Below are 13,668 nucleotides of genomic sequence, written 5' to 3' on the forward strand. Positions count from 1 at the left end.
AGGACCGGATGTATGTCGGTCCTTTTGTTGCTGCATGGGAGAAGATCGTGGATATCCGATCGATTCTCAGGGAGGGAGCTTTTATGTTTGGGAAAAAAATCGCAATACTGTTATCAACGTCAATGATCCTGACAGGGTCCTGTGTATCTTCTGTGGCTGTACATGCACAGACTGGTTATGCGGCTGAATATGCGCAGGAAGCATCGGCAGCAGGTGTGCAGAGCACTGCAAAGCTTGTTGCGAAGGGCTCCTGTGGAAGCAAAGCTGTTTACCGATTGTACTCCAATGGAAACCTGCAGATACAGGGAAAAGGGGAGGTTAAGGTTACCGATGATTTTTCATACAGATCAGCAATGATAAAAACAGTAACCGTTGCATCTGGGATCACGGGAATCGGTGACAGAACCTTTTCAGACTGCAGAAATATGAAGAGGATTTCGTTGCCGGGAACTCTGCGGAGTATTGGAGTAAGAGCATTTGGAGATACTGCGATCACCAGGATCAAGCTTCCTGATGGACTGAAAAGCATTGGTGCATATGCTTTTTACCAGAGTAAGCTTATGAGCCTAGATGTACCGAAAACTGTAACAAAAATTGATGAATATGCTTTCAGTTACTGTAACAGTCTGGAATCTGTCATCATTCCGGGAAGTGTGAAAATATTACCGGAATCGTTATTTGAGGCGGATATGAAGCTGAAAAAGGTTACGCTTGGACAGGGCGTTTCCAGGATAGAAAGAGCGGCCTTTCGGCATTGCGGTTTGACAGGAGTAAGCTTTCCGGACAGTGTTACGGTTATTGGGGAAGGTGCGTTTTCTTTTTGTCCAGATCTCAGAAAGGTGTCGTTGCCGAAGAAGCTTACAGAGATCGGGAACGGTGTATTCAGTAATTGTCGAAAACTGGGGAATATTACAGTACCTGCCAGTGTGAAAAAGATCAGAAGCCATGCTTTTTATGATTGCCTGGCAATGAAAAAGATTACGATCCTCAACAGTAAAACAGTGATAGAAAAAGAAGCGATCGGCTATAATTTCAATAGTGGAAAAAATAAAACTTTTGTCATTGCCGGAAAAAAGGGTTCTACTGCTCAGACTTACGCAAAGAAAAATGGGTTCCGTTTTTTGAACAATATTGCCGCAGTAAGGACTGCAAAGATGACCGGCGTGCCCAAAACAAAAACCATACTTCGTGGAAAAACATACACGATCCAGGCAGTGACCGTGCCGTATTACAGCGACGAAAAGATTCTTTTCCGTTCCTCGGATCGCAGGATCGCTACGGTAAATTCCAAAGGTGTTGTAAAGGGAATCCGAAAAGGGACGGCTGTGATCACCGTGCAGAGCGGAGCGAAAAAACTAAACTGTAAGATAACGGTGAAGTAACGATGAAGCAGGCGTACGTAAAATAGCCATAACAGTGAAAGAATACAAAAGAAAATAAAAACAGAAGCCCGGCAGATGAAACATGGAGAGTTATCACATGTGCAGCTGCCGGGTTTTTATAAATATAGAAAACCCTTAAAATAAGGAATAAAATAGCTTGTTATACCCTTAAAATAAGGGTATATTAATAAAAAAGGGGGAATCTAAAATGACAGGATATGCTGTGAGACATTCGATACGGGCAGAAGATATACGAATTTTAAGGAAGAAATTGAAGCTTACACAAAAAGATTTTGCAAAGTTAGTAAATGTATCTCAGAAAACAATAGAAAGATGGGAAAGTGAAAATCGGGATATTACAGGACCGGTTACGACATTAGTTCATATTTTAAACGAGTATCCTCAGATAGAGGAAAACCTCCGCGTGCCGGAAAAAGAATATCCGATACGCTTATGGTACATGTTTAAGAGTGAAATATGTACGATTATTGATGTGGATGAGAGAGGCAGAAAAGTAAAAATATATAATTATACAAACAATTTTATTAAAAAAGCATTTGGCCGAAATGAAAAACCAACCTTTGAAGAATACGAGGAATTTCTGGAATCTCGTTGTTTCCCGAGACAACGAGACAAAATAAAATTGGTATTAGAAGATTTGAATCTGCCATTTTATGATCCGTTTATGATCATAGAAAAGACCGAAGGAAGAATGGCAGAGGATGATTTCTGGATCAGGATTGAGAGGTAAAAATGGTACAGCTTTTTGAACAGGATATCAAAACAAATGACAGACAATCGTCAAAAGGAAACCAATTGAAATGGTGCAGGAACAATGTATGGTATAAAGCTGATTATATGGGATATGAGGGATTGGTGGAATATGTTGTTTCACGTTTGTTGGAAAAATCTTCACTGAAACAGGAAGAGTATGTTTTATATAAAACAGAAGAGATTAGTTATAAGAGAAGAAAATATCTGGGATGTAAAAGTGAAAATTTTTTGCCTGAGGGATGGCAGCTTATTACATTAGAAAGACTTTTTTATGGATTTTATAATGAAAGTCTTTATAAAAAATTATTCACGATTCCAGAACATTCGGAAAGACTGGAATTTATAGTAGATCAGACGGAACGCATTACGGGAATTAGCGATTTTGGAAAGTATATGAGTAAGATCCTGGCAATTGATACATTTTTTATGAATGAAGATCGGCATATGCATAATATTGGAGTCTTAATGGATGCAGAAGAAAAATATCATTTATGTCCAATATTTGATAATGGTGCAGGACTGCTATCAGATATACAGATGGATTATCCGATGGAAGAAAACATAAATAATCTGATGGAGGAGGCACGATCAAAAACTCTGTGTGAAGATTTTGATGAGCAGATCGAGATTGCAGAAGAATTGTATGGTCAGCAGATAAGGCTGAAATTTAATGAAAAAGATGTAAAAGAAATATTGGATATGGAAAGTTATTATTCGCAGGAATATAAAGAAAGAGTATTTGAGATTATTATGAACAGGAGAAGAAAGTACAGATATTTATTTTGAATAACTGCACGTCGTATTTTTGGTATTTTGGTAATAAAGCAGGTACAAAAGTTTTCACATGTGGAGCTGCCGGTTTTTTATAGTAGAAAAAATGTTAAAAAATGTCTGTAAACAGACAAAATATGACAAAAATATTCTAAACAAAGCTTGATTAAATGTGATGGGAAATTTATAATTTTAGTATAAATGTGAATTGGAAAATGAGGGAACGGTCACATCCAAAGGTGTTGTAAAAGGCATCAAAAAAGGAACTGCAACCATTACCGTTCAGAGTGGTTCCAAAAAACTGACCTGTAAGGTAACAGTTAAATAATTCAAAGGATATTAGTAATCAGCATTTGTTATTTACTCATAGTTATATCTTATATGTTTGAGTACGCAAAACAGACTGGAGCTTGATAAGAATATATATCAGGTTCTCAGTCTGTTTTTATATATTGCAGGCAAAAAAAGAACACGTTTTCACAAAATAAGATTGACTTTTTTCAAAACTCCTATTATCATATAAAACATATTTAATTACTATGAAATAAGGAATGATAAAAAGTTCTGTTACACTGATGATGCTGAGTTACATAGATGACGTTGAGTAGCTTACAGGACTGGTAGCGGGTAGACTTTTTTCAGAGGGAGGGGACGGGTACATGTCCATCAAGAAGATCGCAGAAAAGGCAGGGGTTTCACCGGCGACGGTTTCCAGAGTTTTGAATAATCCCAATTATAAATGTTCTGTTTCCGGACTCAGGGACAAGATATGGAAGACAGCTATCGAGATGAATTATGTGCCCAACGAGGCGGCCCGGAATCTGAAAAAAGGCGTTTCCGCAAAGCAGGAGAAAACCTGGTACATCAATATCCTGATGACAAGAACCGATTCTTCCACAACGGATCCGTTTTTTGCGGAGCTCCTTCGGGTGATCGAAAGTGAGATCCATGATAAAAACTGCATTCTTTCCAAAGTATGGTATATGTCTGTGTTTTCCGATGACCGGAAGTGCCGAAGGGAGAATCTGGACCGGCTGATCGACGGAATGTATGATGAGGTGGAAGGGAAAAGGGACGGACTGATCATCATCGGCAGATGTAATAAAGAGGCTTTGAAGAAGCTGAATAAGAAGTATAAGAGTGTGGTATCGGTGAACCGGAATTCTACCAATTATGAAGTGGATGAGGTCCTTTGCGATGGGAAAAAGATCGCAGCAGCGGCAGTGGAATATCTGATCTCCCTGGGGCACAAAAATATCGGATATATTGGCCAGTGCCACAGCGAGGACCGGTATAACGGGTATCTGGAAACACTGAAGAAGCATGATCTGGATGTGATACCGGAGTATGTTATCGAAACAAAGCAGACTGAGGCCGAGGGCTACGAGGCCATGGAAAAGTTCTTTCAGTCGGACGACATGCCAACCGGAATCTACTGTGCCAATGATATTTCGGCGATCGGAATGCTGAAGTGCCTGAATAAATTTCGGAACCGGTATTATATGCCTTCGATCATATCCAGCGATGATATACAGGAGGCACAGTTTACCAGACCGATGCTGACAACGGTGAGCCTGCCCAAGGAGGATATGGGAAAATTTGCATTATACCTGCTGCTGGACCGGCTGAAGGGCGGGCATTCCGGTATTGTGCGAATGGAGCTGGAAGGCAGACTGATGATACGGAACAGCTGCAGCAGTGTGGAGGACAGTATGTGGAGCGATTATTGTATCTGAGGATTGCGGATGCGCAGATATAGTGACAGACAGGATGCGGATGCGCTATGACCAGAGTATTTCGTGAAAACGTTTTCAGATATTCCTATTTGATTAATGGGAATAATATGGTTTAATGTATTCAATTCAAATAAAAAAATTACAGAACCACAGTAAACGGAAAGAACAGGTATGATTTGACAGCGAAATGAAGCAGTTACATTGGTGGGAAAAAGATTTCCAAATAAAAATGTGGTTGTAAAGGAGTACACAGATCATGAAAAGAAAACGCATTGCAGGTGTCTGTATCACACTGGCAGCAGTGGTACTGGCAGGAACTTTTGCAGTATCGGGAAACAATACAAAAGATAAAAATCATGTGGAGATCATCAATGTGTCCTATGATCCGACCAGAGAATTTTATGAAGCATATAATAAGATTTTTTCAAAATATTGGAAAGAGGAAACAGGTCAGAGTGTGGATGTGATCCAGTCTCATGGCGGTTCCGGAAAGCAAGCCCTTGAGATTTCCAATGGACTTCCTGCGGATGTGGCGACACTTGCACTGGAATATGATATTGATGCGATCCGGAATGCCGGTCTGATCGACAAGGGCTGGATCGATGAATATCCGGATGACAGTGCTCCTTATACTTCCACCATTGTATTTCTTGTTCGGAAGGGAAATCCGAAGAATATCCACGACTGGGATGATCTGACAAAGGATGGTGTGGGGGTGATCACTCCCAATCCGAAAACCTCTGGTGGTGCCCGCTGGAATTACATGGCAGCCTGGGCTTATGCCAATGAGAAATATAACGGCAACGAGACAGAGATGAAAGCCTTTATCAAGAAGCTTTACAAAAATGTCCTGGTTCTGGATTCCGGAGCAAGAGGTGCCACAACCTCTTTCGTGGAAAACGGGCAGGGGGATGTGCTGATCGCCTGGGAAAATGAAGCGTTTCTTTCTGTAAGGGATAATCCGGATGATTACGAGATCGTAACGCCGGGCATCAGTATCCTGGCACAGCCATCCGTTGCTGTTGTAGATGAAAATGTGAAAAAGCATGATAATGCAGAAGCTGCGAAAGCATATCTGAAATATCTGTATTCCGATGAAGCTCAGGAGCTGATCGCGGAGAATTACTATAGGCCGGTTGATCAGACGATCCTGAAAAAGCATGCAGATACTTTTAACCTGAAGGTGAAGCTGACAACGATCAAAGATTTCGGCGGCTGGGATGCAGTTCAGAAAAAGCATTTCGCAGACGGCGGAGTGTTTGATGAGATCTATGAAGAGTAGAAGAGCCTGAGATTTTGTAACAGACCAGAGAGTTGTAGAAGAGTCAGAGATTTGCAGCAGACCGGGAATTTGTAACAGACCAGAAACTTAGAATAGAAAAGCGGGGAGACAGAAATGAAGAAACAACAGAGTAAACGTGTGATACCAGGCTTTGGACTGACAATGGGAGTGACTTTGGCGATGCTGAGTATCGTAGTTTTGATCCCTCTTGCGTCTCTGGCAGTCTACTCGGCGCGGCTGGGTTTTCGGGAATTTATTGAGGTGATCACACGGCCGAGGGTTTTGTCCGGATTCTATGTAAGCTTTATTACCGCATTTGCGGCCACAGTGATCAATGCTATTATGGGACTGGTCCTTGCGTGGGTGCTGGTAAGATATGATTTTCCGGGAAAAAGGATCATGGATGGAATGATCGAGCTGCCTTTCGCACTGCCGACTGCAGTTGCCGGTATCTCACTGACATCCCTGACATCCGATAAAGGTCTGGTGGGAAGCTTTTTTGCAAATTTCGGTATTAAGATCGCATATACCAGAATCGGTATCACGGTGGCATTGATCTTTGTGGGAATCCCTTTTGTGGTCAGGGCCATTCAGCCGGTTCTGGAGAAACTGGACGGTTCCTATGAGGAGGCGGCCCGTGTTATGGGTGCAAAACCATTCACCGTTTTCCGCAGGGTTATTCTTCCGGAGCTTCTGCCGGCAATGCTTTCCGGGGCGGGACTTGCCTTCGGACGCTGCCTGGGAGAATACGGAAGCGTTGTTTTTATCGCAGGAAACAAGCCTTATTATACAGAGATCACGCCGCTGATCATCATGTCAAAGCTTCAGGAGTTTGACTATGAAAGCGCAACAGCTATCGCACTGGTTACACTGGCAGTATCATTTCTGATCCTGTTTGGTGTGAATCTGGTGCAGGCAAGAAATACGAAACGTATCAGAGGGAGGGATGCATAATGGATGAAAAAAAGAAGCAGGCTTCCGGGCCGGTGAAATGGATCCTTATCGGGATTTCCGTGATCTTTCTTTTTGTGATGCTGGTACTGCCTCTGGTGGTTGTTGTAACCCAGGCGCTGAGCAAGGGCTGGCAGTGCTATGTGCAGGCGGTGACAGATGAGTACACGCTGAAAGCGCTGAAGCTGACCATTGGGGCGACGGCTGCGGCTGTTGTATGCAACACGATCTTTGGTCTGTGTGCGGCATGGGCAATGACCAGATTTCATTTTCGGGGAAAAAAGTTCCTTACCACTTTGATCGATGTTCCGGTTACAGTATCACCGGTTATCGCAGGTCTTATCTATATCCTGGTTTTTGGAAAGCAGAGTCCTCTTTATTCTGTTCTTGAAAGTGCAGGGATACAGATCGTGTTTGCAGTTCCTGGAATTGTCCTGGCAACGATCTTTGTCACATTTCCATTTGTGTCCAGAGAGATCATACCGGTTCTGGAATCCATAGGGTCCGATGAGGAAGAGGCGGCAGCACTGATGGGAGCAAAAGGCTGGACGATTTTTACCAAGGTGACATTTCCGCATATCAAGTGGGCATTTCTCTATGGTGTTGTGCTGTGTACAGCCAGAGCCATGGGAGAGTTTGGAGCTGTGTCCGTACTGTCCGGACATCTCCGTGGAAAAACAAATACACTTCCGCTTCATGTGGAAATTCTTTATAACGAATTCCAGTATGTTCCGGCATTTGCGGTTTCTTCGATCCTTGTGATCTTGGCGGTGATCCTTCTGATCGCAAGAAATGTTCTGGAGCATAAAGGAAAGGGGGAAAAAGGCGATGTACGTTGAGTTAAAAAATATCAATAAAACATATGGGGATTACAAGGCATCTGATAACGTAAGCTTTGGTATCGAAAAGGGGAAGCTGATCGGTCTTCTGGGGCCCAGCGGAAGCGGAAAAACTACGATTCTCCGTATGATCGCCGGTCTGGAGCAGCCGGACAGCGGTGAGATCATCATTGACGGAAGAGTGGTCAATGATGTGCCTGCCAGCGAGCGAGGCATTGGATTTGTGTTCCAGAATTATGCTCTTTTCCGGTATATGACGGTGTATGATAATATTGCATTTGGCCTGAAGGTGCAGAAGGCGGACAAGAAGTATATTAAGCAGAGGGTTATGGAACTGGTAGAGCTGATCGGGCTGAAGGGCCTGGAGAAAAGATATCCGAGTCAGCTGTCCGGTGGTCAGAGACAGCGAGTTGCTTTTGCCCGGGCTCTGGCTCCGAATCCGCAGCTTCTCCTTCTGGATGAGCCTTTTGCGGCGATCGATGCAAAGATCCGTACGGAGCTTCGAAGCTGGCTGAAGGATATGATCGAGAAGCTGGGGATCACCAGTATTTTTGTTACCCATGACCAGGATGAGGCTATTGAGGTGGCGGATGAAATTATTATTACCAACCGTGGACGGATCGAGCAGAAGGGAACTCCACTGGAGGTTTATCAGAATCCGGATACTGCGTTTACGGCGGGATTTTTCGGGCAGACTTCTGTAATCGATGATTACCAGGTGTTCAATCACTTCGAGGAAGTTCCGGGAGGCGAAAAAGCCATTGTCCGTCCGGAGTTTGTAAAAGTGACTAAGAAGAACGAGGAACAGAAATATAAAAGCTCCGCAACAGAGGGCGTCGTAGAACGAGTCGCATTCCGCGGCAGCAGCCTGGAACTGAAAGTCCGTGTAGGAAACACCACACTCAGCGCCAGAAGAAGCCTTGACGAAGAACCCGTCCGGGAAGGCGAAGTTGTGGATGTGTTTGTGCAGAGGATTTTTGTAACGAAGGGAAATGAGGCAGTACTGCTACATAATACAGCTATGGTTGAGGATTGGTTAGTGATATAAAAAAATGTCGCGGGAGCGGCATTTTTTTATGAGCAAGTAGCGTTAGCGGATTGCGAATATCATATGATATGGCCGCGGGAGCGGCATTTTTTTATGAGCAAGTAGCATTAGCGGATTGCGAATATCATATGATGTGGCCGCGGAGCGGCATTTTTTTATGAGCAAGTAGCGTTAGCGGATTGCGAATATCATATGATTTGCCGAGGGAGTGGCATTTTTTTATATATGTGAAATTTTCACACCGTAATATTCTGCAAGGGAATCTACCAGATCATCACGGATTTTTTTGTGGTCATTGCCATCCAGGGACATGACACAGGATACCATCTGACGTTTTTTATCAACGACGCAGTATTGGCCGTAATTGCCGGACAGGATCAGTGTATCTTCCATAGGTCCCATATATATGAAATATCCATAACCATAGCTCTGGTAATCCGGATGCTCCGTCAGTGGATTGTAAGAATCTATATGTTTCTGACAGGCATCAATAACAAATTTTTTTGGAACAATCTGTTTTCCGTTACATTCTCCCTCATGCAGAAGCAAATGTCCAAAACGCGCCAACTCGTCAATTGTCAGGTATAATCCATTGGCTGCCATACAGTGTCCTTGAGGACAAAGGGTCCAGTCCGGATTTGGAATTCCAATCGGTTCAAGTAGACGATATCGCAGATAGTTCAGCAAATCGGTACCGGATTTTTCTTCTATAAGGACGGACAAAATATAAGAACAGAAGTTGCTGTATACGAAATGTGTACCGGGTGTATATGGAAAAGAATCATTCTGAAAGAAATATCTCACCCAGTCCTTTTCTCTGTATCGCTCTGGTCCATCGCAGAAAAAGAGCGGATCTTTCTGACCGGATGACATGGTAAGAAGATCATGGATCTTTATCTTGTACAGATTTTCAGAAGGGTCGGAAGGGAAATATTTTTCAAACCAGGGATAAATGTATTCATCAAGAGTGATCAGTCCTTCACGTTCTGCGATACCTGCGGCCATTGCAACAAAAGGCTTGCTGATAGACCATATATTTAAACGGGTTTTGACCGGAAAAAGTCTGAATTCTTCTTTTAGAAGATCATTTTTATATATCTGTGCGTAGATGATATTGGAATGATGTTGCTTTGATTTCTCAAGAAAAATATCTAAAATTTCCTGCATGATAATCCCCCCTGAAATTATTATTCGTAAAAAAGATCAAAGTCTGAATAAAGTTCTTCCAGGTCATGAAGTCGTGTACTGATGGATTTGCACCTGGTTTTGCGGATTTTTGCAACAATACTGTCAAACAGACAATAGAGGCATGAGAAGGAGTTAAATCCCATTTCATTGAGATTGATCTCTGTAATGATAGCGTGGTCTGCCAGCGCCCATGCCGGTGATGAAATGCTGTCTGTGATGGCGAGTATCTTTGCACCATGATTTTTGGCAATCTGTGCATATTTCAGAGACCATTTGGTATAGCGGGCAAAAGAGATCAGAAGAACAACTGTATCCTCGGATGCTTCTGTGAGATATTCGAAATTGGAATCGTAAAATTCGTGAACCACCTTGGTATTTCCAAGAAGCTGATTCAACAGAGTTCCCATCCAGAGAGCGGCACTGTAGGAAGAGCGTGCACCAACAATGAGGCGTTTTTTGGCATTGCTCAGATGGGTAACAATCTGATCCATATCTTCCTGATTCAGATGAGATGCCCAGTTTTCCATGGAATGGAGTTCATTGGCAATGATGTTTTGATAAAAATTTCCGCTATCCAGCCGTGAATCGTCTTTTATAACCGTAGGAACGGAAAGAATATCATTCTGTACAGTACGCTGCATTTCAGAAAAACTTTCAAATCCCAGGGAATAGGCAAGGCGTATGATAGTGGTTTCGCTTACGGAAATTTCCTTGCTGAGTTTCGCAAGGGTGGAATAACTGAATGAATCAAGGTGTTGTAATATATATTCGGCGACTTTCTTCTGACCGGCAGAAAGGAAAGATACTTTTTCACGGATCAACTGTTCTATTTTCATGAAAACCTCCTGTACTGTACGATTAGTATAATAAATTATAACAGGTGTAAAGTTTGATTACAATATAATGGAGCAAAAAATTCTTCTTAATATAAAAAAGATGTAAATAATGCACAAATTAAAGTGTGTATTTTTAATAATATTGTCAATAGAAATCTTGAAACCTAGATGCTAATATAGCATTAAATAATTCATATGACGTCAGAAAAAGAATTAATTACACTATTAATGTTAAAGTCAATAAAAAAGGGGGGCTTTTATGTCGTCAACAGTAAAGGAAATAAAAGAAAAAACAGGTTACCTGAAACGAAGTGATCTTTATACAATCGGTGTAGGACAGGCGATTGGATCGGGTGTTCTGACACTGATCGGACCGGCAATTCTTTTGACTGGTCAGTCAGCATGGTTGGCATATGTAGCTGCATGTATCTGGGGATTTATGATGATTGCACCAATTCCATGGATCACATCTACACTGAAACTTGGAGGAGGATTTTATTCTCTGGTAGGAGATATGGCCGGCAAACGAGTTGCCGGTATGTATGCAGTAGGATTTTTGCCACAGACGATCAATCTGGCGACTTATGGTGTGGCAATTGGTATGTATGCAAATTCCCTGTGGCCGCAGATTAATGCGAAATGGTTTGGAATTGCAGCCCTGAGTGTGTTCTTTGCCATCAATCTGTGTGGTGTGGATGTAATGGCGAAGGTACAGAAAATTCTGGTTATCCTGCTGTTTGTTGCACTTGGTCTGTTTATTGTTCTGGGATGCCTCCAGCTGAAAAATCCGGTGTTTGAGTTTACAGCACCAGACTTTTTCTCCAATGGTCCATCCGGATTCTTTTCCGCAATCATGCTGTATGTATATTCAACAAACGGATATTCCTGCATTATGAATTATGGTAAACAGGCAAAAGAAGCGCATAAAGATATTCCAAAGGCACTTCTGTACTGTATTCCGACACTGATGGTTGTATATGGCGGTGTTGCAATTGTAGCAAGTGGTGTGCTTCCTCTGGATCAGGTAGCCGGACAGCCGCTTACCCTGGTTGCAAAAAATATTTTAAATCCGGCACTTTTCACAGTATTTATGATTGGTGGTCCGGTACTTGCACTGTCTTCATCCATTAATTCAACAATTTCCAATAACTGTATTCCGGTTGCACAGTCCTGTAAAGATGGATGGCTTCCGAAATCATGGGCAGCTCAGAACAGAAGAGGGGCTTACTGGAAACTGATGACATTTACTTATCTTATGGGAATATTACCTGTGTTACTGGACTTTTCTATCAGTGATGTTGTAAATAATATTATGCTTCTGGCATCAGCATTGGCATTTCTGCAGATTTATGCGTATTTCCAGCTTCCGAAAAAACATGCAGAAGCATGGGAAAAATCACCAATGCATATTTCTAACGGAAAATATTATTTCCTCTGCTGTTTGAGCCTGTTTGCATATATCTGCATTTTTATCAATTCTTGCAGAAGCCTGAAACTTCCGGTAGTAATCATCAGTCTGATAGCCATTGTAGTATGCATGGCTTACGGATGGTTTAGAAGTGTAAGTCCTGATGTAAAGATGGAAACAAGTGTGTGGGAGGATTAATGTTTATGAATAAAGACCAGAACCTGATCAATGAATTTGCTATCAAAACTTTAAAAGAAAATCTCAATGTTATGTATGCGCAGATATGGCGTGAAGGACAGTTAACGGCAGAATATAAAAGAATGCCGGTGAAAACCCGCCTGAATACCTGGTCTGCATGCAAGGGTGTTGTGTCCTGTGCGGCAGGAATCGCACTTGATGAAGGGCTGATTCGACTTGATGAGAAGATTGTGGATATTTTTCCAGAGTATGCACCGGAGAATCCGGACGGATATCTGGGGGATGTAACGCTGGAAAATATGCTGACAATGACTACAGGTTTGGAAAGCTCTCTGTTTTTCTGTGACTGGCCGGAGCGTTACACAACTCCGGACTGGATCCGATATTTCTTCGAGAATGCGAAAGTGATAAAAAAACCGGGAACAGAATGGCTGTACAGCAATTTTAATACTTATATGATCAGCTGTGCGATTGAAAAACGTGCGGGAGTTAATCTTCTGGAATATTTGAGAAATCGCTTTTTTGAGCCGCTGGGAATTGGAAATCCAGACTGGACTTTGTGTCCGAAAGGGCATGTGCATGCGGCTAATGGACTTTATGTGAATATTGATGAGTTTACCCGGTATGGACAGATGATTCTTCACAAGGGAAATTATAATGGAAAACAGCTGGTGCCAGAGTCGTACATGAAGATGGCAACGTCCAATCTGGTGGATAATTCAGTGGCAGGAAGTCCGGGAAATCTATATTCCGGTTTTGGATATGGATATCAGTTTGTAATGAATCCGGAAGCCGGTTCCTATCGATCCGATGGAAATTATGGTCAGTTCTGTCTGGCGTTTCCTGACAAGGATGCAGTAGTAACTGTAATGTCTCTGGAGGGGGATTTCCAGAAAATAGGAAATCATCTATGGACTACAGTGGTTCCGGAATTATAAGAATTCTGTCTGGCAAATCAGACAGTGTAAGAGGGCTTAAATCTTTCTGGCTTGACATTGGTCAGAAACCGTTTTATACTCCTGTCTTTGACAGTTGCTAAACAAAAAAATCGCTGTACCTTTTGATTTTACTGGGGTTCGGCGATTTTTTTGTGTCGTTTTGGAATATAGTATTTTATCCAATGCGTCGTAAAACCCCCTGCTTCAACTATGGGGATATAAGACGCGTCCATCGAATTTATGCAAGTAATTGAAGAGGGACAAAATAGTAATTGTATTAACTGATAAACCATAGTATAATACAAATATGAACACAA

At 42.2% G+C, this 13,668-nt stretch carries 12 protein-coding genes; 10 read left to right on the top strand and 2 right to left on the bottom strand.

The window, feature by feature from the left end:
- Nucleotides 1–8: 8 nt before the first annotated feature.
- The 8 genes from DWW77_RS12175 (at nucleotide 9) to DWW77_RS12210 (ending at nucleotide 8,783) form a co-directional block, all read left to right on the top strand.
- Nucleotides 9–1,382, top strand: a complete 1,374-nt coding sequence (locus DWW77_RS12175; protein WP_118608776.1) for a leucine-rich repeat protein — start codon at nucleotides 9–11, stop codon at nucleotides 1,380–1,382.
- Nucleotides 1,383–1,590: 208 nt separating this feature from the next.
- Nucleotides 1,591–2,133 (top strand): helix-turn-helix domain-containing protein, encoded by a 543-nt coding sequence (locus DWW77_RS12180; protein WP_118608777.1) that lies wholly within the window; start codon nucleotides 1,591–1,593, stop codon nucleotides 2,131–2,133.
- A gap of 2 nt (nucleotides 2,134–2,135) precedes the next feature.
- Nucleotides 2,136–2,942 (top strand): HipA domain-containing protein, encoded by an 807-nt coding sequence (locus tag DWW77_RS12185; RefSeq protein WP_118608778.1) that lies wholly within the window; start codon nucleotides 2,136–2,138, stop codon nucleotides 2,940–2,942.
- 644 nt (nucleotides 2,943–3,586) lie between these two features.
- Nucleotides 3,587–4,663 carry a LacI family DNA-binding transcriptional regulator gene (locus DWW77_RS12190; protein WP_059086950.1) on the top strand — a complete coding sequence of 359 codons (1,077 nt, stop codon included), beginning with the start codon at nucleotides 3,587–3,589 and terminating at the stop codon, nucleotides 4,661–4,663.
- A gap of 256 nt (nucleotides 4,664–4,919) precedes the next feature.
- A complete protein-coding gene (locus DWW77_RS12195; protein ID WP_242872633.1) occupies nucleotides 4,920–5,945 on the top strand; it encodes a sulfate ABC transporter substrate-binding protein in 1,026 nt (341 codons plus the stop codon).
- 114 nt (nucleotides 5,946–6,059) lie between these two features.
- Nucleotides 6,060–6,899 (top strand): sulfate ABC transporter permease subunit CysT, encoded by an 840-nt coding sequence (gene cysT / locus DWW77_RS12200; RefSeq protein ID WP_059086488.1) that lies wholly within the window; start codon nucleotides 6,060–6,062, stop codon nucleotides 6,897–6,899.
- A complete protein-coding gene (cysW, locus tag DWW77_RS12205) occupies nucleotides 6,899–7,735 on the top strand; it encodes a sulfate ABC transporter permease subunit CysW (RefSeq protein WP_118608779.1) in 837 nt (278 codons plus the stop codon). The genes cysT and cysW overlap by 1 nt, the downstream gene beginning before the upstream one ends.
- The gene (locus tag DWW77_RS12210; RefSeq protein ID WP_092072438.1) at nucleotides 7,725–8,783 is read left to right on the top strand and encodes a sulfate/molybdate ABC transporter ATP-binding protein; all 1,059 of its coding nucleotides are present in this window, start codon (nucleotides 7,725–7,727) and stop codon (nucleotides 8,781–8,783) included. Before cysW ends, DWW77_RS12210 begins: the two co-directional genes overlap by 11 nt.
- Nucleotides 8,784–9,002: 219 nt before the next feature.
- On the opposite strand, the gene DWW77_RS12215 is transcribed toward DWW77_RS12210, so the two are convergent.
- Both DWW77_RS12215 and DWW77_RS12220 read right to left on the bottom strand, forming a co-directional pair.
- On the bottom strand, nucleotides 9,003–9,950 hold the full coding sequence (locus tag DWW77_RS12215; protein ID WP_118608780.1) for a serine hydrolase domain-containing protein: 948 nt from the start codon (nucleotides 9,948–9,950) through the stop codon (nucleotides 9,003–9,005).
- A gap of 20 nt (nucleotides 9,951–9,970) precedes the next feature.
- Nucleotides 9,971–10,807, bottom strand: a complete 837-nt coding sequence (locus tag DWW77_RS12220) for a MurR/RpiR family transcriptional regulator (RefSeq protein WP_118608781.1) — start codon at nucleotides 10,805–10,807, stop codon at nucleotides 9,971–9,973.
- Nucleotides 10,808–11,066: 259 nt separating this feature from the next.
- On the opposite strand from DWW77_RS12220, the gene DWW77_RS12225 reads away from it, so the two are divergent.
- Nucleotides 11,067–12,413, top strand: a complete 1,347-nt coding sequence (locus DWW77_RS12225; protein WP_021653084.1) for an APC family permease — start codon at nucleotides 11,067–11,069, stop codon at nucleotides 12,411–12,413.
- A gap of 5 nt (nucleotides 12,414–12,418) precedes the next feature.
- Entirely contained in the window at nucleotides 12,419–13,351 is a 933-nt protein-coding gene (locus DWW77_RS12230) for a serine hydrolase domain-containing protein (protein WP_173746717.1), read from the top strand.
- Nucleotides 13,352–13,668: the final 317 nt, after the last annotated feature.

It is taken from the genome of Ruminococcus sp. AF17-12 (genome assembly GCF_003479245.1).
GTDB classification, from domain to species: Bacteria; Bacillota; Clostridia; order Lachnospirales; family Lachnospiraceae; genus Blautia_A; species Blautia_A fusiformis.

Excerpts from the sequence above, each read along its gene's own strand:
- cysT (WP_059086488.1), top strand. The coding sequence starts at position 6,060 with ATGAAGAAACAACAGAGTAAACGTGTGATACCAGGCTTTGGACTGACA.
- DWW77_RS12210 (WP_092072438.1), top strand. The coding sequence starts at position 7,725 with ATGTACGTTGAGTTAAAAAATATCAATAAAACATATGGGGATTACAAG.
- DWW77_RS12180 (WP_118608777.1), top strand. The coding sequence starts at position 1,591 with ATGACAGGATATGCTGTGAGACATTCGATACGGGCAGAAGATATACGA.
- DWW77_RS12225 (WP_021653084.1), top strand. The coding sequence starts at position 11,067 with ATGTCGTCAACAGTAAAGGAAATAAAAGAAAAAACAGGTTACCTGAAA.
- DWW77_RS12215 (WP_118608780.1), bottom strand. The coding sequence starts at position 9,950 with ATGCAGGAAATTTTAGATATTTTTCTTGAGAAATCAAAGCAACATCAT.
- DWW77_RS12195 (WP_242872633.1), top strand. The coding sequence starts at position 4,920 with ATGAAAAGAAAACGCATTGCAGGTGTCTGTATCACACTGGCAGCAGTG.
- DWW77_RS12190 (WP_059086950.1), top strand. The coding sequence starts at position 3,587 with ATGTCCATCAAGAAGATCGCAGAAAAGGCAGGGGTTTCACCGGCGACG.
- DWW77_RS12230 (WP_173746717.1), top strand. The coding sequence starts at position 12,419 with ATGAATAAAGACCAGAACCTGATCAATGAATTTGCTATCAAAACTTTA.
- DWW77_RS12220 (WP_118608781.1), bottom strand. The coding sequence starts at position 10,807 with ATGAAAATAGAACAGTTGATCCGTGAAAAAGTATCTTTCCTTTCTGCC.
- DWW77_RS12175 (WP_118608776.1), top strand. The coding sequence starts at position 9 with ATGTATGTCGGTCCTTTTGTTGCTGCATGGGAGAAGATCGTGGATATC.
- DWW77_RS12185 (WP_118608778.1), top strand. The coding sequence starts at position 2,136 with ATGGTACAGCTTTTTGAACAGGATATCAAAACAAATGACAGACAATCG.
- cysW (WP_118608779.1), top strand. The coding sequence starts at position 6,899 with ATGGATGAAAAAAAGAAGCAGGCTTCCGGGCCGGTGAAATGGATCCTT.